Below are 22161 nucleotides of genomic sequence, written 5' to 3'. Positions count from 1 at the left end.
CCGTACGCCGGCCGCACCGGTCCATCGAGGTTTTCTTAAGCGCCGCCTCAGCTTTCCTTCACGCCCCCTGGGTGCGCTGCAAAAACCCGGGGCGTGTCAGTAGGGCAGCCGGCCGTCCCAGCCCTCCAGCTGCACGACGAGCTGTGCGGCGTGTTCCTTGATGGCGGTCAGGCCCGGCTTCCCCCACGGCCGGGGCCCGACGTCGGCGACGCTGATGGTGCCCAGTACCAGGCCCGTACCGTCGATGAGCGGTGCTCCCAGATAGGAGCGGATACCGAACTCGTCGACCACCGGGTTGCCCGCGAACCTCGGATAGTCGTGGACATCCTCCAGGACCAGGGCCTTGCGTCGCGTCACCACATGGGGGCAGAAACCATGGTCGCGAGGCAGAGTACGGCCCACCCGGGCGCTGGTGCCGTCGCTCCGCACCACCGGCGCGACGGCCGGAACGCACAGGCCCGCGTAGAACTGGCCCCGCTCGTCCGGGAAGTTGACCATGGCGTACGGCGCCCCGGTGAGCTCGGCGAGACCGTGCGCGAAGGCGTCGAGCGCGGGTTCTGGGCGCTCGCCCAGGCCCAGCAGGCGCAGTCGGCCGACGCGGGCGGGAGCCTCCTTGTCCTCGGGTGTGAGCAGCAGACGACCGGCCGGGCGCGGCGGGTCGTAGCTCATGGGCGTCCTCCCGGGCTGTGGGCATGCGTCATATACGGGCTTCCTGACGGGTGTTGGTGGATCACATGTGGGCGCCATACCCCGTGGTGGGGGCCGGCGTATGGGCGATGAGGTGGCGCACGAGGGTGAGCAGGGTCTGGACCCCGGAGCTGGAGATCCGGGCGTCGCAGCACACGACGGGGATCTCGTCGGAGAGGTCGAGGGCCGCACGCACCTCGTCGGGGTCGTACCGGTAGGCGCCGTCGAACTCGTTGACGGCCACGATGAAGTCGAGGCCGCGCTGTTCGAAGAAGTCGACGGCCGCGAAACACTCCTGGAGGCGCCGGGTGTCGGCGAGGATGACCGCCCCGAGCGCGCCCTCGCACAACTCGTCCCACATGAACAAGAACCGCTCCTGCCCGGGGGTTCCGAACAGGTACAGCACGTGTTTCGGGTCGAGCGTGATGCGGCCGAAGTCCATGGCCACGGTCGTCTCGACCTTGTTCTCGATGCCGTCGAGGTTGTCGGTCGCGGCGCTGACGGTGGTGAGCAGCTCCTCAGTGCTGAGTGGCGCGATCTCGCTGACCGCGCCGACGAAGGTCGTCTTGCCCACCCCGAACCCGCCCGCCACGAGGATCTTGAGGGCGGCGGGGAACGGGTCGCCACCGTGGCCGGAACGGTCGGCGTAGTCAGAGCTGTCGTCGTAGTCCATCGAGCACTGCCTCCAGAAGGGCCCGGTCCGTCGGGTTGTGGTGGAACGCGGGGGGCTTGGTGGTCAGCGCCCCGCAGTCGACGAGGTCCGCCAGCAGCACCTTGGTGACGGCCACCGGCAGCTTCAGATGGGCGGCGACCTCCGCGACAGCGACGGGCACACTGCACCGCTCGAGTGCCTGCGCGTGCTCGGGGCCGAGGTAGCCGAGGGGGGTCGCCCCGGTGGCCATCACCTGCGACATCAGGTCGAGCGCGACGGTGGGACGGGTGCGGCCGTTGCTGACCGTGAACGGGCGCACCAGCCGCCCGGCCGCGTCGTCGAGCCAGGGCCCGTCACCGGCCGCCACCACGCTCAAGACCTCATCGCCGAGGATTCGACGGACTGCTGGCGGGGGGCCGTGACCAGGTACGGGCGGACGCTCTTGACCAGCATCGCCATCTCGTAGCCGAGCACGGCCGCGTCGGCCTCGCGGCCGGCGAGCACGGCCAGGCAGGTGCCGGAGCCGGCGGTGGTGACGAACAGCAGGGTCGAGTCGAGTTCGACCACGACCTGCCGGACGTCGCCGCCGTCGCCGAAGCGGACGCCGGCGCTGCGACCGAGGGAGTACAGGCCGGAGGCCAGGGCGGCCATGTGGTCGGCGCTGTCCGGGTCGAGGCCGTGTACGGACTTCACGAGCCCGTCGCAGGACAGGAGCACCGCTGCACTCGTGTGCGGTACGCGCTGCACGAGGCCGCTCATCAGCCAGTCGAGATCGGAAACATGGGCGGTCGGCGCATCGCTCGCCATGGTGGATCGACTCCTTGGGGTACGAAGGTCTGCGGGAGCGCTGGGGGTGGGGGTGGAAGCGGGGATGGTCATCCGGCGGGTGCGCTCCCGTCGTGCCGGGTGGTGGTCTGGTCGGGGCGGGACGAGGTCACACCGTCCCGGGCGCCGCGCGCCTCGGTGATGCGGGCCGCGTTCACGGTGGGGAGGGGCTCGGTGTGCACCGGCTCCATGCGGATCGGGTCCATGGGGATGGGGTCCATGGGGATCGGGTCCATGGGGATCGGGTCCCTGTGCGCGGAGTCCCTATGGGGCGGCTTCGCGTGTGCGGAGCCCACGTGTGCCGACTCAGTGTGTGTCGGCACCGTGTGCGTCGGCTCCCTGTGCGCCGGCCCGATGGGCATCGACGACTCCATAGGGGTCGACGACTCCATGTCGCCCCACTCCATGTTCCCGGCCTCCATGTGCTGTTGGGCCTCGGCGAGGCTGATACCGCGCTGGAAGGCCGCCACCAGGCCGGGGTCGTGGCCGACGAGGTGGTCGGGGTCCTGGCGCGGCGTGGGGCCGTCGCGCAGCTGGGGTGCGATGTGCTCCTGGGCGCGGCGGCGGGGCAGTTGGGGCTTGCCCATGGTGCCGCGCACGGTGCCGTTGCGCGGGGTGGGCGGCGCGGTCCCGTGCTCGGCGAGGACGCGCCGGTCGTCGGGGCTGATACCGGGCCTCGCCTCGGCCGGGTTGGGTCGCTCCCGATGGGCACCGCGCACGGGCAGGGGCGCGGGCCGGCCGTTCTGCGGGCGTCCGCCCGAGGCCGGTCGAGCCTCGGGCCGGTGCGCCCGGGGTGCGGCGGGCGGGGTCGACGGCAGTGCGTCGAACGCGGCACCTGACCCGGACGGTAATCCGTAGACCGCCGAGGCCCCTGACGCGGGCCCCGTGGCCGGATCGGGCGAGCTTCCGGGCGCGGCCCCGGCTCCGTCTCCCGCCCCGACCGCGAACTGCCCGTGCTGCTCCTGCTGTCCGTGCTGCCCCTGCTGTCCGTGCTGCCGGCTCTGCCGCAGCGGTACGGCCGGACGATCCGTACCGTCCGCCCCGCCCTGCGGCTGCCCCGCGCCTCCGGACGTGCCCGCCTCCGCCCCGAGCAGCGCCTGCGGCACCACGAGCACCGCCTGCACTCCGCCGTAGATGTTGCTCTGGAGGCGGACGGTGATGCCGTGCCGCCTGGCCAGCTGCGAGACGACGAACAAGCCGATGCGGCCGTCCGCGAGGAGCCGGGCGACGTTCACCTGGTCCGGGTCGGCGAGCAGGGCGTTCATCCGCGTCTGCTCCTCCAGGGGCATGCCCAGACCGCGATCCTCGACCTCGACGGCGAGTCCGGAGGTGACGAGGTTGGCGCGCAGCAGCACCTGGGTGTGCGGGGCGGAGAACACCGTGGCGTTCTCGGCGAGTTCGGCCAGCAGGTGGATGACGTCGGCCACGGCGTGTCCGCGCAGGGTGCCGTCGATCGGCGGCACGAGCTTGACCCGCGAGTACTGCTCGACCTCGGCGATGGCCGAGCGCAGCACCTCGGTCATGGAGACCGGGTTGCTCCACTGGCGGCGGGAGACGGCCCCGCCGAGCACGGCGAGGTTCTCGGCGTGACGGCGGATGCGAGTGGCGAGGTGGTCGACGTGGAAGAGCCCCTTGAGCAGGTCGGGGTCCTCCATCTCGTTCTCCAGCTCGTCGAGGATGGAGATCTCGCGGTGCACCAGCGACTGCAAACGCCGGGCGAGGTTGACGAACACCTCCAGCTTCTGCTCGCTGCCCGCCTGGCTGGAGAGCTGCGAGGCCTGGACGACGGCGGTGACGGCGCCGTCATGCGCACGGGTCAGGTCGGCGGCGAGGAGTTCGAAGTCGTCACCGCCCTCGGCGGGGCCGACGCGCGGACTGCTCTGCGGACTGAGCTGAGGCGGTCCGTCCCCGCGGCGCAGGCTCTCGACCAGGGCGCGCAGGTCGGCCTCGCGCCGTGCGGTGGCGCGGCGCAGGACGTCGATGCGGTCGTACACGGACCGAGCGGCCCGGTTGGCGGCCACCGCGGCGACGACGATGCCGACCAGAGTCACCGAGACCGCCCCGGCGAGCACGACCCACAGCGTCGGCCCCGGCCGCGCTCCGGTGGACCGGACGGTGAAGAGGACGGCGGCACAGCCGCTCAGGGCGACGGCGACGGGCGGCAGCACGGCGAGACGCAGCAGCTGGGGCCGTATGTGGGTCTCGAGCAGCGCGGGTGCGGTGCGGGTGGCCGGCCGCCCGTGCCGCCCGCCCTCACGGCGGTCGGCGCGTGCGGCCGGGGGGCGGAGGTGAGACATCGGTGTCCTCGTACTGGTCCGTCGGGCCGGGGTGCCAGGGGGGCTTGCGGTGGTACGACCGGGCTCACGCGGTCGCTTCCGCGCGCCCCGCGCCGCCCGCCCGCGACCGGCCGGCTCCCGCCCGGCATCGCCGCGTCCGGAGTCCGTGTGCTGCCCGGGGCCGGAGAGGGCCACCACGGCGGCACCCGTACCGGCGTCGGTCGCGCGCGGGCAGCGGGGGTCCCCCTCGCGTCGACTCCCTCGTCCGCCTTGCGCCTGCACGTGCCGGTCCCCACTCCCTGGTCCGTCTGTTTCCCGACGGACACTGACAGTAGTCGTCAGCGCATCATGTGCGGCGGGCAGTTGACAAACTCATACGGAGAGCGTCCCGCTCTGGTATGAGGTCTCGTACGACAGACCGATAACCCCGTCACGCATCCAGCCACGAACGGAAGCAGTTCGATCCGACCTGGTCAGAAGCGGTCGCGCAGACGCGGCGAGGGCCGGGGAGCCTCACGCTCCCCGGCCCTCGCCGTCTGTCCGCCGTCCGCTCCGGCTCAGCTCGCCGGAAGCGTTTCAGGGTCCTCCGAACCCTTGCCCGCCTTGCCGCCATCGTCACTCAACGTATCGGCCTGGGCCACGGCTGCCGCGTTCGACGCGGCCCTGATCGTGGCGTCGGCGAGGGCTTCGCGGGCCGGAAAGCCACCCGCCGGGGCGAGCGCCACCCCACGCCACCACGGCACGGACGGGACGGTCTCGGCCGTGGGCTCGAAGGGTTCACCGGGGTGGGGCAGGGCGATGCGGGCGCCCACGGCGCGGGCGGCCGCGAGCGTCCCCTCGCCGGGCTCGGCCCACGGATGGGTCGCCAGGTTGAACGTCGCCCAGTGGATCGGCAGCATCGGGCCGTGCTCCGGTCCGCCCTGGAGGTCGAGGTGGGCACGCATGCCCTCCTCGGGGGTCATGTGGATGTCGGGCCAGAAGTCGGAGTACGCGCCGATCTGGACCATCGTGGCGTCGAACGGCCCGTGCTCCGCACCGATCTCCTTGAAACCGTCGAAGTAGCCGGTGTCGCCGCTGTGGTAGATCCGGTGCTCCTCGCCGGCGACGACCCAGGAGGCCCACAGGGTGTGCTGGGTGTTGCGCAGCCCCCGGCCGCAGAAGTGCCGGGCCGGAGTGGCCGTCAGGGTGAGGCCGCCGACCTTCGTGGTCTCGTGCCAGTCCAGTTCGCGCAGCCGGCCGGCGGAGACCCCCCAATGCTCCAGGTGCGCACCGACGCCGAGCGGCACGGCGAACAGCGTGTCCGTGCCGGCCAGGGCCTTGACGGTGGGCATGTCCAGGTGGTCGTAGTGGTCGTGCGAGATGACCACGACGTCGACCGGGCCGAGCGCGGCCAACGGCAGGGGCACCGGGTGCAGCCGCTTCGGCCCGGCGAACGGGAACGGGGAGCAGCGCTCGCCCCACACCGGGTCGAACAGCACGCGCCGGCCGTCGATCTCCGCGAGCACACTGGAGTGCCCCATCCAGGTCAGCCGCAGCCCCGTGGCCGGTGGCCGGGCGATGTCGGCGAGGGTGGTGGCGTGCACCGGCACCGTGCCCTTCGGGGCGCGGCGGGGCCGGGTCTCCTTGTCGAAGAAGACCTTGGCGAAGTCCAGGGTGGAGCCCGAGGGCCGGGTCCGCGCGGGACCTCCGGGGTTCTGGAAGACCCCGTCCCTGAAGTGGGGCGATCTGCGGATGCGCGCCATGCGTTCACCGCTCGGGTCCGCGCCGAACGCCCCGGGCTGGAGCGCGCGGAGCCCGGAGCTCAGGGAACGGAAACCGGCCACGGTACCTCCAGGTGGAGTCGGTCAGGCTTTCCATTATGGTCGGCCCCTCCGGCACCACCGGGGCGCAGGGGTCCCACGACGGTCATACTGAACGGATATTCAGTAACCCCGGCGAAGGAGCCCGTATGGCCAGCCCCCTGCTGTTCCTCACCTGGACCGACCACATCACCGGCCGCCAGGGCTTCCTGGTCGTCGACCGGCTGGTGCGCGGTGTCGCCAGCGGCGGTCTGCGGATGCGCGCGGGCTGCACCCTGGACGAGGTCACCGGCCTCGCCCGCGGCATGACCATGAAGGAGGCCCTCCACTACGACCCCGCGAGCCGCTACGTCCCGCTCGGCGGCGCCAAGGGCGGCATCGACTGCGACCCGCGTGATCCGGAGGCCTATCCGCTGCTGGTGCGGTATCTGCGCGCCATGCGGCCGTACATCGAGAGCTGCTGGACGACCGGCGAGGACCTGGGGCTCACCCAGGACCTGGTGGACCGGGCCGCGACCGAGGCGGGACTGGTCTCCTCCATCCAGGCCGTGTACCCACTGCTGGACGACGAGGCGGATGCCCGGCGGCGGCTCGGGGACGCCTTCGCGGTCGAGGTGGACGGCATCGGGCTGGACGAGCTGGTGGGCGGCTGCGGGGTCGCCGAGGCGGCTCTCACGGCACTGGACCGCGCCGGGGTTCCCCACGCGGGGACGCGGGTCGCCCTCCAGGGGCTGGGCACCATGGGCGGGGCCACCGCGCGCTTCCTCACGCGCGCGGGACTCACGGTCGTGGCCGTCGCCGACATCAAGGGCACGATCGCCAACCCGACGGGGCTCGACATCGAGGCGCTGCTCGCCGCGCGGGATGCCCACGGCACCGTGGACCGCTCCGCGCTGCGCCCCGGCGACCGCGAACTGCCCGGCGACGCCTGGCTGTCGGCCGACACGGACGTCCTGGTGCCCGCGGCCGTCTCGTACGCGATCGACGCCGAAAACCAGGAGCGGATCACCGCCCGCTGGGTCGTCGAGGCGGCCAACATGCCCGTACGGCCCGAGGCGGAGCTGCTGCTGGCCGCGCGCGGGGTGACCGTGCTGCCGGACGTCGTGGTCAACTCGGGGACCAACGCCTGGTGGTGGTGGACGCTGTTCGGGGACATCGGCGCCGACGCCGAGGAGGCCTTCGCGCACACCCGCCGCTCGATGCGGTCCCTGGTCGAGCGGATGCTGGCCCGCGCACGGGCCGACGGCACGACACCGCGGGCCGCCGCCCACGCGCTCGTGGCGGACCGGCTGCCCGTCATGGCGGAACGGTTCGGCTGGTACCGCTGAAGGACGGCCGGCCCCCTGCCGGACCGGCCGAATACACACGTCAACAGGGTCACCCGCGTGTGTAGGGTGACGGCGTGACGAGAGTCCGGTTGAGCGTTGCGGAACGGCACGAGGAACTGCTGCGGGCCGCCGTCGAGCAGATCGAGGCCCGGGGCGTGGTGGCGGTCAGGATCGCCGACGTGGCCTCGGCGCTCGGTGTGAGCAACGCCCTGGTGCTCTACCACTTCTCGACGAAGGAGAAGCTGGTCGCCGCCGCGTTCCGGCACGCGGCCGAGGCCGACCTCGCCCATCTGAACAGGCTGCTGGGCCGCCGTACGTCGGCACTGCGCCGGCTGCGGTCGGCCGTACGGTGGTACGCCCCGACGGGTCAGGCCAAGGGCTGGCGGCTGTGGATCGAGGGCTGGGCCGCGGCGCTGCGCGAGCCCGCGCTGCGGGAGGTCACCCAGGATCTCGACCGGCAGTGGAAGGCGGCCCTCGCCGAGGTCATCACGGAGGGCGTGGCCGCCGGCGAGTTCCACTGCCCCGACCCGCACGGCACGGCTCTCCGCCTCACCGCCCTCCTCGACGGCCTCGCCGTCCAGCTCACGTCCTACGCGGGCGCGGTGCCGCGGGCCCGCGCGCAGGAGTGGGCCGAGGAAGCACTGGCTCGCGAACTGGGCCTGGAACCGGCGGCCTTGACCCGGCCCTGACCGGGCCTCCGACCCGAGACGGCCGTCTACCCGCCCTGAGCGGTGCCGCCTGAGGTCGTTTCGGGTGTGGAGTGCAGGACCTCGCGGGCCTGCTCCGCGGCGCGGATGAGGCTCTCGGTGACGAAGTCGACGAACCGTGCGATGTTCTCGAGGCGGGTGGCGGCCGGGGTGTCGGGCCCGAGGACTCCGACACCCTGCCGTGCGGTCTCGGCCAGCTGGGCACTGGATCGGGCGCTGGCCATCATCCCCTGATAGAAGACGTCGTCGTCGACGGCGTAGCGCTCGCGGCGACCCTCGTCGCGTTCCCGGCGGATGAGGCCCTGACTTTCGAGGAACGCGACCGCTTTGGAGACGGACGCGGGGCTGACCTGGAGGTGCCGGACGAGTTCGGACGCCGTGAGACTGCCCGCGTCGGTGGTGTAGAGGCAGGTCAGCACCCGGGACATCATCTTGGGCAGGCCCTGCTGCATGAGGAGGGTGGTGAACATCTCCTCGTACTCACGCACGGCCTCGGCATCGCGCCCGTGGGCCGGAGCGGGCGCCTCGGCTCCCCGGGGCGCGGCCTGCCTGCGCCGGCGGGTGCGGCGTTCGGTGGAACGCTGGGCCAGGTCGGCGCGGTAGGCGGTCGGCCCGCCGTTCCGCATCACCTCACGCGTGATCGTCGAGGTCGGACGATCGAGACGCCTGGCGATCTCCGCGTAGGCGAGCCCATCGGCCAGCCCTTGGGCGATCTGCTGACGTTCCTGCTGGGTGAGCCTGCCTCCCGGCATCACGGTCTCCTTCGTACTCCTAGGCGCCAGGGCAGCATAGCGTTCACTGTCCACTTATTGCAACGACAACCTATCCGATCGTTGCATTGAATCCAAGCCCATTGCAACGATTACTGAGGTATGAGCTGCAGAGATCTCACGCATCCGCAACAAATATGTTGCCATACATCTGAACGCAACGTAGCTTTTCCTGCATCCGAAACGAGAAGGAGCGCACAGCCATGTCTCTCACCACTGCCCGGCAGGATCGCCCGGAGTTGCAGAAGGCCATGCAGGAGACCGTCGATTCCGGTTTCACCGGGGTGCAGTTGCGCGTGCACGACGAGCGGGGAGTGTGGGTCGGCAGCGCCGGGCTGCGCAAGCTGGGCGAGAGCGCCGAGCCTCCGGCCGACGGGCGGGTCCGGATCGGCAGCAACACCAAGACGTTCACCGCGACCCTGGTGCTGCAGCTGGTGGCCGAGGGCAAGATCGGACTGGACATCCCGGCGGATGACTACCTGCCCGGGTTCGGGCTGGACCGGCGGATCACGGTGCGGATGCTGCTGCAGCACACCAGCGGGGTGTTCAACTTCACCGGCGAGTACTACGACGACGGAACGTTCGCGCCGGGGATCCCCGCCACGACCGCGGGCCGGGAGTGGGTGGACAACCGGTTCAAGACCTACCGGCCGCAGGACCTGGTACGGCTGGCGTTGTCCAAGCCGGCGCGGTTCGAGCCGGGGACGGACTGGAGCTACTCCAACACCAACTACGTACTGGCCAGGCTGCTGGCCGAGAAGGTCACCGGCCGCTCGCTCGCCGAGGAGATGCAGCGGCTGATCCTGGGGCCGCTCGGGCTGTCGGACACCGTGGTGCCGGACACCAGCCCGGAGATCCCCGAGCCGCACGCCCACGCCTACTACCGGTACGAGGACGCCGGCCGGCAGAAGACGGTCGACGTCACCCGCCAGAACCCTTCCTGGATCTCCACCGGCGGAGACATGATCTCGACCACCCAGGACCTCCACACCTTCATCTCCGCACTGATGAGCGGCAAGCTCCTGCCGGCGCCGCTGCTGGCCGAGATGCGCGAGCCGCACCCCAAGGCCGGCTACGGCCTGGGGGTGTTCGTGCAGGACGTGGGCGAGAACGGCGGCACCGTCATCACCCACAACGGCGGCATGGCGGGCCACGCGGCGCTGATGTACAGCACGCCCGACGGCAGCACGACCCTGACCGCCGCGCTGAACTATGTCGACGACGCCGCACTGTCCATGGCAGAGGCGTTCCAGAAGGCGACGCAGAGGCTCGTCAAGGAGGTGTTCGGCCGCGGGGTCCCCTCCCACGTGAGCTGATCAACGGTGGCCTTGGGGTACTTCCAGCTGGGCGAGGGTCGAGGTGTGCACCCACCACCCGCGCGGAGGCGAAGGCGCGCACCCCACCGAACCGCGCAGGCCGCCGCAGGCACCCGCACCCGCAGGACTCACCCCTCACGCCACCGAAGCGATCCGCATCCTGATGTCCTCCGGCGACAGGGCCCCCTTGGCCGTCACATGGTCCCCCGACGACTCCCCACGCAGCCGCCGCCCGATCCACGGCACCAGAAACTCCCGCGCCCAGTGCACATCGTCCCGCCGAACCTCAAGCGCCCCCCGGGCCGGCAGCGGCGGCCACGGCTGCTCCGGGTCGGCCGGGACCTCCAGCCCGAGCACCTGTCCCGCGCGGAGCGCCACCCGCGTGTGCCCCTCCGGCGACAGGTGCAGCCGGTCGGCATCCCAGGCCCTGCGGTCCTGGACACTGCGCAGGGACCACAGGTCGAGCACCGGACAGCCGTACCGGTCGGCGATGGCCCGGACATGCCCGTTGTACGTCGCGATCTTGCCCCGCAGGTGCTTGAGCACGGGCATCCCACGGGTGTCGAACCCGGTCGTCACCATCACCGTGCCGGCCACGGCGGTCAGCCGCACGAGGGACCGCTCGAACCGCTCGGCCACCTCGTCGGGGTCGGTACCGGGCCGGAGGATGTCGTTGCCCCCGGCGCAGAACGAGACGAGGTCGGGGGCCATTTCGACGGCCCGCGGAACCTGGTCCGCCACGATCTGGTCGAGGAGCTTCCCGCGCACGGCGAGGTTGGTGTATTGGAAGTCGCCTTCGGGCCGGCGGTCGGCGAGCAGGACGGCGAACCGGTCGGCCCAGCCGACGAACGCCCCGTCGGGGCCGGGATCACCGACGCCCTCGGTGAAGCTGTCCCCCACCGCCACGTACGACCCGATCACTGCTTTGCTGTCACTCTTCGAATCGTCTGCCACAGCCGCTCATGATTCACCCTCTAATGTGACCTACGCGACCGTAGGCAGGGGTTGACGGGCGGTGAGATAAGCCACTCCCCAAGTGTTCACCAACTCCGGAATAGTTCATCCGTCAGCGATGTTGGGGGGTCAGTCGCCACACCCGGAAGCCCGTGATCCGGAAGTGGCTCCACACGGTCCGGAACGCGAAATGCCCGCTGGTGTACGGCTGCGAGTCCGTGTAGTCGAAGACGAGGCGCCCGTTGTTCCACCACCTGACCGTCGAACCGTCGGAGACGATCCGTACCCGGTTGGGCTCACCCGGCACCAGCAGCGGCTCGGTGTAGTCGTAGATCAAGGGCCGGACACCGGGCTCGCCGACGTACCGCCGCAGCCGGGTCGTGGTGTTGTGGTTGGCACCGTAACCGGCGTAGTACGTCGTCAGGTGGTCGTACTCCTCCAGCGCCCCACCGCGCGGCGTGGCGAAGAGATCACCCGGGGAGCGGACGTCGGTCGCGTTCCAGAAGTTGTTGAGATCCGAGACCCGGTCGTTGGGCCCGCCCGCGGAGACCGGCGTGGCGGTGTACTCGAGGACGTACGGCCCGTCGAGCCGCCGCCTGAACCACACGGTCGCCCCGCTCGGCACGTCGATCTCCAGAACGCCGCGCGAGGCGGTGACGGTGCCGCCGTCCTGGAGTTCGGTCGCCCACTGGCCGAGGCCGTGGCAGAAGTCGTCGTGGGCGATGAGGCGGCGGTGCCGGGGCGTGGCGTACGCGGCGCCCGTCGGGGCGAGGGTCGCCAGGGCGGCTCCGGCGGCGAGGGCTGCGAACGCTCTGCGGGTGGTCGGCACGGGACACGTCTCCTTGGGGGCTCCGCCTGGAAGGCTCTAGAAAGCGCTTGCGCTCCGGACGGGATCACTCTGTCCCAACTGCCGCCCGCTGTCGATCCCTTGGGCCGGGGCCGGCCGATCAGTACAAGCACACGCACACACCGAAGGCCGGACCCGGGGATCGGGGTCCGGCCGACGGTTGCGTGTCAGGCAGGTGGTCGTGCGGTCGGTCAGCCGACGGAGACGCCGTGCGAGCGCAGGTAGGCGACCGGGTCCACGTCCGAGCCGTAGTCCGGCGTGGTGCGGATCTCGAAGTGCAGGTGCGGTCCGGTCACGTTGCCGGTGGCACCGGAGAGGCCGATCTGCTGTCCGGCACTCACGGTCTGGCCCGCCGAGACGGAGAGCGAGGACAGGTGGGCGTACTGCGCGTAGCTGCCGTCGTTCAGCTTGATGACGACCTGGTTGCCGTACGCGCCGCCCCAGCCGGCGGAGACGACCGTGCCCGCACCGACGGCCTTGAGCGAGGTACCGGTCGGGACGACGAAGTCGACACCGGTGTGGTAGCCGCTGGACCACATGCTGCCGGACATCCGGTATGGCGTGCCGACGGTGGCGCCGTCCACCGGAGCGCTGTAGCCGCTGGAGGCCGCGGCGGCCGGCTTGGCGGCAGCCGGCTTGGCGGCAGCCGGCTTCGAGGACGACTCGGAGGCGGACGACTTCGAAGCCGAGGACTTGGAAGCCGAGGACTTCGTGGACTTCGGAGCCGAGGGCTTCGACGGGGCCGGGGACTTGGACTCGCTCGCCGCCGCCTTCTTGTCGATCGACAGCTTCAGGCCCGGGTGGATCAGCGACGGGTCGTCGCCGACGGCGTCACGGTTGTCCGAGTAGAGCTTCTTCCAGCCCCCGTCGACGTTCTGCTCGTCGGCGATCTTCGCGAGATAGTCACCGGCCTGCACGGTGTACGTACGGGCGCTCGTGGCCTTTTCGGGGGCCTTCTTCTCGGCGGCCGGAGCGGACTGGACGGTCTTTTCCGGAGCCGACTGCGGGGTGGCGGCGTGGGCGCCGGCGGCCCCCATGAGCGGAAGGGCGAGAGCGGCCCCACCGGTTCCGGCGACGGCGATGGAGCGGGTGAAACGCTGGGTCTTCGGGCGGCGGTGCTTACCCTTCGCGGGCATGGCGAATTCCTCTCCGGCGCCTACGAGGTGAGCTGTCGGGTTCGGGCTGGAGATGCCCGGCCGCGCCGAGGCGCGGCTTAACCCCAAGCCGTTCCGGGAACCGGAACAGGCGTCTTACCTGTGGGTCCCCCGCTCCTGCCGTACGTCGGGTCAGTGTGTGGGGCTCCGGGCGGCGGCAGGATTAGGCGTCCGTCCGGATTGGTGTGGAACGTAAGCGACCAAGACGCAACCGGACAAGCTTGCGGTTGCCTGTGACGGCGTTTTCCTTGACGCGTCGGCACGTTTTCCGTCACGGAGCGTGGATTACCGATCTCCCGCTTTCCTCAATACCCCTGAACAACACCTGAATTACGTGCACATGGCAACAACACATCGTCACGAATATGACGATGCTCACGCACCCCGACCTCATCTCCTTTACGATCGGGGCACGTTATGCCGAAATAACCGAAGCACTCCTTATTCGGACAGAACGGCTACTTACGTCGAAGCCGGACGACGGTGGCGTCCAGATCCCCGCGCAGACCGACCCGCAGCCCGTGATGGAGTAGCACCGCACCCCGGTGAACTTCGCCCGTTTCGAGGCATTCGTACGATGCCGCGGGGTCGAGGCCGCGCAGCCGGAGCGCCGGAACGGGTTCGCCGTAGCGCTGCGCCTGGAGCCAGGCGAGGACGACGGTCTCGTCGCCGAGGACGTACTGCACGGCGCTCAACCCGCCCTCCGGCGGGCGCAGCCGGTACAGGTCGCCGCGCTGCACCACAGGCCGGATCTCCTTGTAGAGCCCCACCCAGTCCCGAGCCTCGGCGAGCTCCTCCTGCGTCCACTTCGTGAGGTCGCCGCCGACCCCGAGCACTCCGGCCATGGCACTGACGAACCGGAACCGCAGGGAACTGGCCCGCTGATTGAGCATGGCGTTCGGACTGTCGGTGACCCAGGCGGCCATGGCCCGGGCCGGATGGACCTGGCTGAAGCCGTGCTGGATGGCGAGCCGGTCGAGCGGGTCGGTGTTGTCCGAGGTCCACACCTGGTCCGTGCGGCCGAGCACACCGAGGTCGATCCGGCCGCCGCCACCCGAGCAGGACTCGAAGGCCACCCCGGGGTGGGCGGCCCGCAGCCGGTCCAGCAGGGCGTACAGAGCATGGACGTGGTCGACCCACAGCCGCTGCGGGTAGAGGTCGTCCGGCCAGCCGGCGTCGGTGAAGCAGCGGTTGAAGTCCCACTTGACGTAGTCGATCGGGGCGCTGGAGAGGAGCCCGTCGAGCTGCCGCCAGAGATACTCCTGGACGTCCTCGCGGGCGAGGTTCAGTACGAGCTGATTGCGGAACTCTGTTCGCTTTCGCCCCGGTTGGTACTGCACCCAGTCCGGGTGCGCGCGGTACAGGTCGCTGTCCGGGTTGACCATCTCCGGCTCGACCCAGATCCCGAACTGCATGCCGAGGCCGTGCACGTGGTCGGCGAGCGGCTTGAGACCGCCGGGGAAGCGGTCGGGGTTGGGCGTCCAGTCACCGAGCCCGGCCCGGTCGCTGGTGCGCGCCCCGAACCAGCCGTCGTCGACCACGAACAGCTCGACTCCCATGGCGGCGGCCCGCTCGGCGAGCACCCGCTGCTGCTCCTCGGAGATGTCGAACTCGGTGGCCTCCCAGGAGTTGAACAGCACCGGCCGGTCCTGATCGGCGTCCGGGATCACGTACGCCCGCTGGTAGGCGTGCCAGGCGCGGCTGGCCCCGCCGTGGCCGCCGTCGCTCCAGAGCCCGGCGAAGACGGGGGTCGTGTACGACTCCCCCGTGCCCAGCGTCAGCAGGCCCGACTCGTCGTACCCGGCCCCGCCGGTGATCTGCACGCGCGCGTCCGGCAGCTGGGCCACGGCGATCCGCCAGGAGCCGGACCAGCCCAGGGCGCATCCGTAGACCTCGCCACGCTCCTCGGTCGCGTCGGTGTCGAGCGCGACCCACGGCAGGTGCTGGTGACCGGTGTGGCCGCGGCGGCTGCCGATGACCTTCTCGCCGTGCGTGAGGACGGAGCGCTCCAGCCGGGACTCGGCGCCCCAGCGGCCGTGCAGCTGGGACAGCCGCCAGGTGTCGCGGTCGGGCAGGGTCCAGGTGGCGGAGTCGGCGCGCAGCACCTCGACGGCGGGTCCGCGGTTGTCGAGGGTCACCCAGCGCTCGACGACGTCCGCGGAGGAGCGCATCCGGTAGTGCAGTGTGACGGTCAGGTCACCGTCGCGAAAGCGCAGCCGCAGCTCGCCGCCCTCGGCGTCATGCCCCTCGTAGGTCCACTCGGTGCCGCGCCGCTCCGGGGTGCGCAGGGACAGGGCGGGCCGGACGAAACGGGGACCGCCCTCGACCGGATACTCCTCGCGCCCGTCGAGCGGGGACTCGAAGGGCCAGTACTCCGGCAGCGGCCGGACGGCGAGGGCCTCGGCGTCGGCGAGGCCGATCCGGGCGCCCCAGTGCAGGTGCAGCAGTTCGTCGCGGTCGGTGACATGGACGGCGTAACTACTGGCCGGCCCCGAGAGCACCCACGTACGACCGTCTTCGGAGATGTCCAGCATCAAGCCTCACAGATTCGAACAGGCCCGATCAGGCACGACCAGGCCCCAACATCATCGAGGGCTTCGGGGGCTCCCGGCAACGCCTGTGGACAACTCATTGCCCCAGGCAGGCATGTCGTATCGTCGAGTGGTGCCGTCGACGAGCCGCGGCGGCGGCGCCGAAGGGGAGGAGCCCTCGTGACACAGCAGGTCCCGTCGACCGAGCCCGAGCTGGCCGGAGTGCGCAACTTCCGCGATGTGGGCGGACTGCCGACCGCGGACGGACGGCGGGTGCGGCAGGGGGTGCTGTTCCGCAGCGGCCACCTCGCGCATGCGACCGGGGAGGACGCCGCCTTCCTGACCACCCTGGGCCTGCACACGATCTTCGACTTCCGCAACGCGGCGGACCAGAAGCTGGAGGGGCCGGACGTCGAGCTGCCGGGCGTGCGCAATGTGAACCTGCCGCTGAGCGACCCGGCCGACGGCGCCGAGTTCTGGCGGATGGTCCGCGACGGCGACCTGGACCAGCTGCGCGCGATCCTCTCGGACGGCAAGGGCGCGGACCGGATGATCGCCTCGTACCGCGCGATCATCCGGAGCCGCACGGCCGAGCACTCCCAGGTGCTGCACGCGCTCGCCGAGGACAGCGTCCCCGCCCTGATGCACTGCGCGGCGGGCAAGGACCGCGCGGGCCTGTCCATCGCGGTGACGCTGCTCGCCCTGGGCGTCGAGCGCGAGGCGATCGTGGACGACTACCTGAAGTCCAATGCCAAGCACCGCCGCTACAAGGTGCACCGCAGCAGCTCGGCCGCCTCGGCCTACTCCCCCGAGGTCATGGATCTGCTCAGTCCCCTGTTCGACGCGCGCGCCGAGTACCTGGCGGCGGCCTTCGACACCATCGACGAGACCTGGGGCGGCGTCGGCGCCTATCTGGAGAAGGGGCTCGGGCTCACTGCCCCGACCCGGGAGCGGCTGCGCGAGCGACTGCTCGACTGAGGACGGGGCTAGCGGGCCCCTGCCTCGAACAGGAAGTACACGAAAGCGGCGAAGAAGTGCCCCACCACGAGGTAGATGAACAGCCGCACCCACAGGGCTCGGGGGAACTTCTCTTCCATGTCCTTCATGGCATGTCTCCGGGGGTGGGTGTGCCCAGGCACAGGGCGGCCGTGGGGCTCTGCAGCAGGGTGTGGACGAAGAGCAGTTCGACGCCGTCCGGGTCCTGGGCGGCGATCCGGTGCGGGGTCAGCGAGTCGAAGTGGGCGCTGTCGCCGGGCGCGAGCTGGTGCGTGGTGTCGCCGAGGCTCAGTCGCAGCCGTCCCCGGAGCACATGGAGCCACTCCTCGCCGGGGTGGACGCGCACGATGTCGCCCTGGGAGCCGTACGGGACGTGGACCCGCAGAGCCTGCATCCCGCGCCCGGGAGCGCCGGCCTGCCAGTACGTCCAGCCGCCCGCCGCGGTCGGTTCCATGTCGGCGGCGCGGACGACGGCGTCCCGGCCGGCGACGGTCTCGCCGAGCAGCTCGGAGACGGTCGTACCGTAGATGCGGGCGAGTGCCAGCAGCATCGGCAGGGAGGGCTGACGCTGCCCGGTCTCCAGGCGGGAGAGGTGGGCGGGCGACAGCCCGGCGGCGCGGGCAGCGACCTCCAGGGTCAGGGAGGCCCGGCGCCGCAGGGCACGCAGCTGCGGCGCGACGGCGGGCAGCGCACCACTGGCCGCCTGGTCGGCCGACGGGTCGGCCCCGGAGGACCGCTCGGTCTCGGAGGAGCTCATGCCTCCATTCAGCCGGAGCCTTGCCTCAGCGGCAAATTGTTTGCCTCTGAGGCAAACTCAAGCGCTACCGGTGGGCCACCGCCTGCTTGACCAGCGTCTTCCCGAAGTCCCAGACCAGCCCGCCGTCGTGCGCGTCGTCCATCACGGCCGTGAAGGCGTCGACGAACCGGTCCACCTCCCGCTCGCCGATGATCAGCGGCGGGATCAGCTTGATCACCTCCATGTGGTCGCCGGAGACCTGGGTGAGAATCCGGTGCTTCTGGAGCAGCGGTACGACGACCATCTGCGCGAACAGTCCCTTGCGCGCGGCCTGGAGCACGGCCCAGCGGCTGCGCAGCTTCAGCGACTTCGGCCGGCCGAACTCGATGCCGATCATCAGGCCCCGGCCGCGGACGTCGGCGAGCATCTCGTACTTGTCCGTCAACGCCGCCAGCCGGGACCGGAGCTGTTCCCCGCTGGCGCGGACGCCGGCGACGATCTGCTCGTTCTCCATCACCGACAGCACCGCCAGACCCGCCGCCATGGCCTGCGCGTTGGACCCGAAGCTCGCCGAGTGGACCAGCACCCGGTCCATCGACGAGTAGACCTTCTTGAAGATCCAGTCCTTGCCGAGCGTGGCGCCCACCGGCACATAGCCGCCGGAGAGCGCCTTGGCCACGCACACCAGGTCGGGTTCCACGCCGTCCTCGTGCTGGTAGCCGTAGAAGTGGCCGGTGCGGCCGAGGCCCGTCTGCACCTCGTCGGCGATGAGCAGCGCCTGATGCCGGTGCAGCAGTTCCTGGGCGGCCCGCAGATAGCCGGGCGGGGCCTCCAGCACGCCTTTGCCCTGGATCGGCTCGACGATCAGGGCGGCGACGTCGCCCTTCCTCAACTCCCTTTCCAGCGCGTCGAGATCGCCGAGCGGTACGGCCGTGTCGGGCAGCAGCGGGGCGAAGCCGTCGCGGAAACCGGACTCGCCGTTCACGGAGAGGGCGCCGGTGGTCAGGCCGTGGAAGGCGTGCGCGCAGTACAGGACCCTGGGCCTGCCGGTGACGAACCGGGCGAACTTCAGCGCTCCCTCGACCGCTTCCGTGCCGCTGTTGCCGAAGAACACCCGGTCCAGGTGCGGGCTGTGCGCGAGCAGCTTCTCGGCCAGCAGGCCGGGCAGCGGCTGGCAGTCGAACCGGGTGAGGTCGGCGAGCTGGGCGTCCAGGACGTCGTGCAGCGCCTTGCGCACGACGGGGTGGTGGCGGCCGAGCCCCATCACCCCGAACCCGGCGAGCATGTCCAGGTAGTCGTTGCCGTCCGCGTCGTAGAAGTAGGCGCCCTCGGCGCGCTCGTAGACCTTGTCGAAGCCGATGGTGTGCAGCATGCGCGGGAGCTGGTGGTTGAGGTACCGGGTGTGCAGCTCGTAGCGCTCGGCTCCGCGTTCGGCGAGCAGTGCGCCGAGGTCGAACGCCCCGGCCTGCGACGACTCCGACGCGAACTCGGCGGTTGTCATTCCTGTGGCTCCTTGGACAGCTCTTTCTTCACGGTCAGGCTCGCGCTGATCCGTCCGGCGACCTCGACGGGTGTCAGGCCGATGTCGGCGAGCACCTCGCCGCGCTTGGCATGTGCGAGGAACTGCTCCGGGATCCCGAAGCGCCGTACGGGCACGTCGACTTCGGCATCGCCCAGGGCCAGCGCCACGGCCGAGCCGACTCCGGCCGCCCGGCTGTTGTCCTCGACGACGGCGACCAGGCGGTGCTCGGCGGCGAGGCCCGGGAGGGCAGGGTCGACCGGTTTGACCCAGCGGGGGTCGACGACGGTGCAGCCGATGCCACGGGCTTCGAGCAGCTCGGCGGCCTGGAGGCAGACGGGCGCCATCACGCCCACGGCCACCAGCAGCACCTGCGGCCCGGGGGAACGGTGCAGCACGTCCAGTCCGCCCACCCGGTCCACCGCCGGGATCGACGGGCCGACGGACTCCTTCGGGAAGCGCAGCAGCGTAGGGGCGTCGTCGACGGCGACCGCCTCGCGCAGCTGGGCGCGCAGCTGGTCGGCGTCACGCGGCGCGGCGATCCTGAGGCCGGGGACGACCTGGAGGACGGACATGTCCCACATGCCGTTGTGGGAGGCCCGGTCGACGCCGGTGACCCCGGCCCGGTCCAGCACGAAGGTCACCCCGCAGCGGTGCAGGGCCACGTCCATCAGGAGCTGGTCGAAGGCGCGGTTGAGGAAGGTGGCGTAGACGGCGACGACCGGGTGCAGGCCCCCCGTCGCCAGGCCCGCCGCGGACACGGCCGCGTGCTGCTCGGCGATGCCGACGTCCCACACCCGGTCCGGGAACCGCTCGGCGAACCCGCCCAGGCCGACCGGATGCAGCATGGCGGCGGTTATCGCGACGACGTCGTCCCGCTCCTCGCCGATCCTGACGATCTCGTCGCCGAACACGGAGGTCCAGGAGGGGCCGCCCGCCGGCGAGAGCGGAGCGCAGGTCAGCGGGTCCATGACGCCGACGGTGTGGAAGTGGTCCTCCTCGTGGGCGAGGGCGGGCTCGTAGCCCCGGCCCTTCTCCGTGAGGCAGTGGACGAGGACCGGCCCGTGGAAGCGTTTCGCGCGCCGCAGCGCGGACTCCACGGCCCCGATGTCGTGTCCGTCGATCGGGCCCACGTACTTCAGGCCCAGGTCCTCGAACAGGCCCTGCGGGGCGAACGCGTCCTTGAAGCCCTTCTTCGCGCCGTGCAGGGCCTCGTAGAGGGTGGTGCCGACCAGGGGCGTGGCCTGGAGCACGTCCTTGCCCCAGGCCAGGATCCGTTCGTAGCTGTCGGTCGTGCGCAGCGTCGCGAGGTGGTCGGCGAGGCCGCCGATGGTCGGGGCGTAGGAGCGTTCGTTGTCGTTGACGACGATGACCAGCGGGCGGTTCCTGGCGGCGGCGATGTTGTTCAGTGCCTCCCAGGCCATGCCGCCGGTCAGGGCACCGTCACCGATCACCGCGACGACATGGCCCCTCTCCCCCCGCACCTGGCGGGCCTTGGCAAGCCCGTCGGCCCAGCCGAGCGCCGTGGAGGCGTGGCTGTTCTCGATGACGTCGTGCTCGGACTCCTCGCGCGAGGGGTAGCCGGACAGGCCACCCTTGCCGCGCAGCTTGGAGAAGTCCTGGCGTCCGGTCAGCAGCTTGTGGACGTAGCTCTGGTGGCCGGTGTCCCACAGGATGCGGTCGACCGGCGACTCGAAGACCCGGTGCAGGGCGACGGTGAGCTCCACCACCCCCAGGTTGGGTCCCAGATGGCCCCCGGTCCTGGCGACCGCGTGCACCAGGAACTCCCTGATCTCGTCGGACAGTTCGCCGAGTTCCCCCTCGGACAGCGCCTTCAGGTCGCGTGGTCCCCGGATGCTCTCCAGAATCGTCACGCTCGGGCCCCCTTCGGTTCCGTGCTGTTCAGCTCACGGTGACGGCCGGCTCCCCCGGCCCCACGCCGTCCTGCTCCATCTGCTCGGCGAGCTTCATCGCCTCTTCGATCAGCGTCTCGACGATCTTCGACTCGGGGACGGTCTTGATGACCTCGCCCTTGACGAAGATCTGCCCCTTGCCGTTGCCGGAGGCCACCCCCAGATCGGCCTCCCGCGCCTCGCCGGGTCCGTTGACCACACACCCCATGACGGCGACCCGCAACGGCACTTCCATGCCCGTAAGGCCGGACGTGACCTCGTCGGCGAGCTTGTACACGTCGACCTGGGCGCGTCCGCAGGAGGGGCAGGAGACGATCTCCAGCCGGCGCTCCCTGAGCCCCAGGGACTGCAGGATCTGGATGCCGACCTTGACCTCCTCGGCCGGCGGCGCCGACAGCGACACCCGGATGGTGTCGCCGATGCCCCGTGACAGCAACGCCCCGAACGCCACCGCCGACTTGATCGTGCCCTGGAACGCCGGGCCCGCCTCCGTCACCCCCAGGTGCAGCGGGTAGTCGCTCTGCTCGGCGAGCTGCCGGTACGCCTCGATCATGACGACCGGGTCGTTGTGCTTGACGGAGATCTTGATGTCCCGGAAGTCGTGCTCCTCGAACAGGGAGGCTTCCCACAGCGCGCTCTCCACGAGCGCCTCGGGGGTCGCCCTGCCGTACTTCTTCAGCAGCCGCCGGTCCAGCGACCCGGCGTTGACGCCGATCCGGATCGGGGTGCCGTGGTCCTTGGCGGCCTGCGCGATCTCCTTGACCCGGTCGTCGAACTGCTTGATGTTGCCGGGGTTGACGCGTACCGCCGCGCAGCCCGCCTCGATGGCCGCGAACACGTATTTCGGCTGGAAGTGGATGTCCGCGATCACCGGGATCTGCGACTTGCGCGCGATGGTCGCGAGCGCGTCCGCGTCGTCCTGCGTGGGGCACGCGACCCGGACGATCTGGCAGCCGGACGCGGTGAGTTCGGCGATCTGCTGCAAGGTGGCGCCGATGTCCGACGTACGGGTCGTGGTCATCGACTGCACCGACACCGGGGCCCCGCCCCCGACCGCCACCGGACCGAGCTGGATCCGGCGTGACACGCGCCGCTCCGCGACCGGCCGGACCGGCACCTCGGGAACGCCCAGCGGGATGGCGGTCATGACG

Annotated in this window: 20 protein-coding genes and 1 riboswitch; of the genes, 4 read left to right on the top strand and 16 right to left on the bottom strand. The window is 71.0% G+C overall.

What is annotated here, in order from left to right:
• Nucleotides 1–96: 96 nt before the first annotated feature.
• The 6 genes from HDA41_RS35160 to HDA41_RS35135 form a co-directional block, all read right to left on the bottom strand.
• Complete coding sequence (locus HDA41_RS35160; protein ID WP_184991219.1) at nucleotides 97–669, bottom strand: GAF domain-containing protein; 573 nt, start codon at nucleotides 667–669, stop codon at nucleotides 97–99.
• A gap of 61 nt (nucleotides 670–730) precedes the next feature.
• Complete coding sequence (locus tag HDA41_RS35155) at nucleotides 731–1360, bottom strand: GTP-binding protein (protein WP_184991217.1); 630 nt, start codon at nucleotides 1358–1360, stop codon at nucleotides 731–733.
• Nucleotides 1338–1709 (bottom strand): DUF742 domain-containing protein, encoded by a 372-nt coding sequence (locus HDA41_RS35150; RefSeq protein ID WP_184994007.1) that lies wholly within the window; start codon nucleotides 1707–1709, stop codon nucleotides 1338–1340. Before HDA41_RS35150 ends, HDA41_RS35155 begins: the two co-directional genes overlap by 23 nt.
• Before the next feature lie 2 nt (nucleotides 1710–1711).
• The gene (locus HDA41_RS35145) at nucleotides 1712–2146 is read right to left on the bottom strand and encodes a roadblock/LC7 domain-containing protein (RefSeq protein ID WP_184991215.1); all 435 of its coding nucleotides are present in this window, start codon (nucleotides 2144–2146) and stop codon (nucleotides 1712–1714) included.
• Between the two features lie 68 nt (nucleotides 2147–2214).
• On the bottom strand, nucleotides 2215–4461 hold the full coding sequence (locus HDA41_RS35140) for a sensor histidine kinase (protein ID WP_184991213.1): 2247 nt from the start codon (nucleotides 4459–4461) through the stop codon (nucleotides 2215–2217).
• Nucleotides 4462–4997: 536 nt separating this feature from the next.
• Nucleotides 4998–6263 carry an MBL fold metallo-hydrolase gene (locus tag HDA41_RS35135; RefSeq protein ID WP_184991211.1) on the bottom strand — a complete coding sequence of 422 codons (1266 nt, stop codon included), beginning with the start codon at nucleotides 6261–6263 and terminating at the stop codon, nucleotides 4998–5000.
• Nucleotides 6264–6388: 125 nt separating this feature from the next.
• Between HDA41_RS35135 and HDA41_RS35130 the strand changes: the two genes are divergently transcribed.
• Entirely contained in the window at nucleotides 6389–7567 is a 1179-nt protein-coding gene (locus HDA41_RS35130; RefSeq protein WP_184991209.1) for a glutamate dehydrogenase, read from the top strand.
• Nucleotides 7568–7641: 74 nt separating this feature from the next.
• Nucleotides 7642–8256 (top strand): TetR/AcrR family transcriptional regulator, encoded by a 615-nt coding sequence (locus HDA41_RS35125; protein WP_184991207.1) that lies wholly within the window; start codon nucleotides 7642–7644, stop codon nucleotides 8254–8256.
• Between the two features lie 26 nt (nucleotides 8257–8282).
• Here HDA41_RS35125 and HDA41_RS35120 read toward each other — a convergent pair whose 3' ends face one another.
• Nucleotides 8283–9026, bottom strand: coding sequence for a helix-turn-helix domain-containing protein (locus tag HDA41_RS35120; RefSeq protein WP_184991205.1), 744 nt, complete (start codon nucleotides 9024–9026; stop codon nucleotides 8283–8285).
• A gap of 221 nt (nucleotides 9027–9247) precedes the next feature.
• Between HDA41_RS35120 and HDA41_RS35115 the strand changes: the two genes are divergently transcribed.
• Entirely contained in the window at nucleotides 9248–10360 is a 1113-nt protein-coding gene (locus HDA41_RS35115; RefSeq protein ID WP_184991203.1) for a serine hydrolase domain-containing protein, read from the top strand.
• Nucleotides 10361–10495: 135 nt separating this feature from the next.
• Here the strand turns inward: HDA41_RS35115 and HDA41_RS35110 are convergent, their stop codons facing one another.
• The 4 genes from HDA41_RS35110 to HDA41_RS35095 all read right to left on the bottom strand — a co-directional run bounded on the left by HDA41_RS35110 (nucleotide 10496) and on the right by HDA41_RS35095 (nucleotide 15849).
• Nucleotides 10496–11281, bottom strand: a complete 786-nt coding sequence (locus HDA41_RS35110; RefSeq protein ID WP_184994004.1) for an SGNH/GDSL hydrolase family protein — start codon at nucleotides 11279–11281, stop codon at nucleotides 10496–10498.
• Between the two features lie 145 nt (nucleotides 11282–11426).
• A complete protein-coding gene (locus HDA41_RS35105) occupies nucleotides 11427–12143 on the bottom strand; it encodes a DUF6250 domain-containing protein (RefSeq protein WP_184991201.1) in 717 nt (238 codons plus the stop codon).
• Between the two features lie 209 nt (nucleotides 12144–12352).
• A complete protein-coding gene (locus HDA41_RS35100) occupies nucleotides 12353–13297 on the bottom strand; it encodes a M23 family metallopeptidase (RefSeq protein ID WP_184991199.1) in 945 nt (314 codons plus the stop codon).
• Between the two features lie 4 nt (nucleotides 13298–13301).
• Nucleotides 13302–13456, bottom strand: a riboswitch (cyclic di-AMP (ydaO/yuaA leader).
• Between the two features lie 317 nt (nucleotides 13457–13773).
• Nucleotides 13774–15849 carry an alpha-galactosidase gene (locus HDA41_RS35095; protein WP_184991197.1) on the bottom strand — a complete coding sequence of 692 codons (2076 nt, stop codon included), beginning with the start codon at nucleotides 15847–15849 and terminating at the stop codon, nucleotides 13774–13776.
• Between the two features lie 177 nt (nucleotides 15850–16026).
• Between HDA41_RS35095 and HDA41_RS35090 the strand changes: the two genes are divergently transcribed.
• Nucleotides 16027–16824, top strand: a complete 798-nt coding sequence (locus HDA41_RS35090; protein ID WP_184991195.1) for a tyrosine-protein phosphatase — start codon at nucleotides 16027–16029, stop codon at nucleotides 16822–16824.
• Nucleotides 16825–16832: 8 nt separating this feature from the next.
• Here the strand turns inward: HDA41_RS35090 and HDA41_RS35085 are convergent, their stop codons facing one another.
• The 5 genes from HDA41_RS35085 to ispG form a co-directional block, all read right to left on the bottom strand.
• Nucleotides 16833–16952: a DUF6126 family protein gene (locus HDA41_RS35085; protein WP_184991193.1), complete on the bottom strand. Its 120-nt coding sequence runs from the start codon at nucleotides 16950–16952 to the stop codon at nucleotides 16833–16835.
• Complete coding sequence (locus tag HDA41_RS35080; RefSeq protein WP_184991191.1) at nucleotides 16949–17599, bottom strand: helix-turn-helix domain-containing protein; 651 nt, start codon at nucleotides 17597–17599, stop codon at nucleotides 16949–16951. The genes HDA41_RS35085 and HDA41_RS35080 overlap by 4 nt, the downstream gene beginning before the upstream one ends.
• A 64-nt stretch (nucleotides 17600–17663) precedes the next feature.
• Nucleotides 17664–19079, bottom strand: a complete 1416-nt coding sequence (locus tag HDA41_RS35075; RefSeq protein ID WP_184991189.1) for an aspartate aminotransferase family protein — start codon at nucleotides 19077–19079, stop codon at nucleotides 17664–17666.
• Entirely contained in the window at nucleotides 19076–20971 is a 1896-nt protein-coding gene (gene dxs, locus HDA41_RS35070; protein ID WP_184991187.1) for a 1-deoxy-D-xylulose-5-phosphate synthase, read from the bottom strand. The genes HDA41_RS35075 and dxs overlap by 4 nt, the downstream gene beginning before the upstream one ends.
• Nucleotides 20972–20999: 28 nt before the next feature.
• Nucleotides 21000–22157: a flavodoxin-dependent (E)-4-hydroxy-3-methylbut-2-enyl-diphosphate synthase gene (ispG, locus tag HDA41_RS35065; protein ID WP_184991185.1), complete on the bottom strand. Its 1158-nt coding sequence runs from the start codon at nucleotides 22155–22157 to the stop codon at nucleotides 21000–21002.
• Nucleotides 22158–22161 lie beyond the last annotated feature (4 nt).

It is taken from the genome of Streptomyces caelestis (assembly GCF_014205255.1).
In the GTDB taxonomy this organism is placed as follows: domain Bacteria; phylum Actinomycetota; class Actinomycetes; order Streptomycetales; family Streptomycetaceae; genus Streptomyces; species Streptomyces caelestis.
The sequence above is the reverse complement of the archived record's forward strand: the minus strand, read 5'-3'. Positions and strand labels throughout refer to the sequence as shown.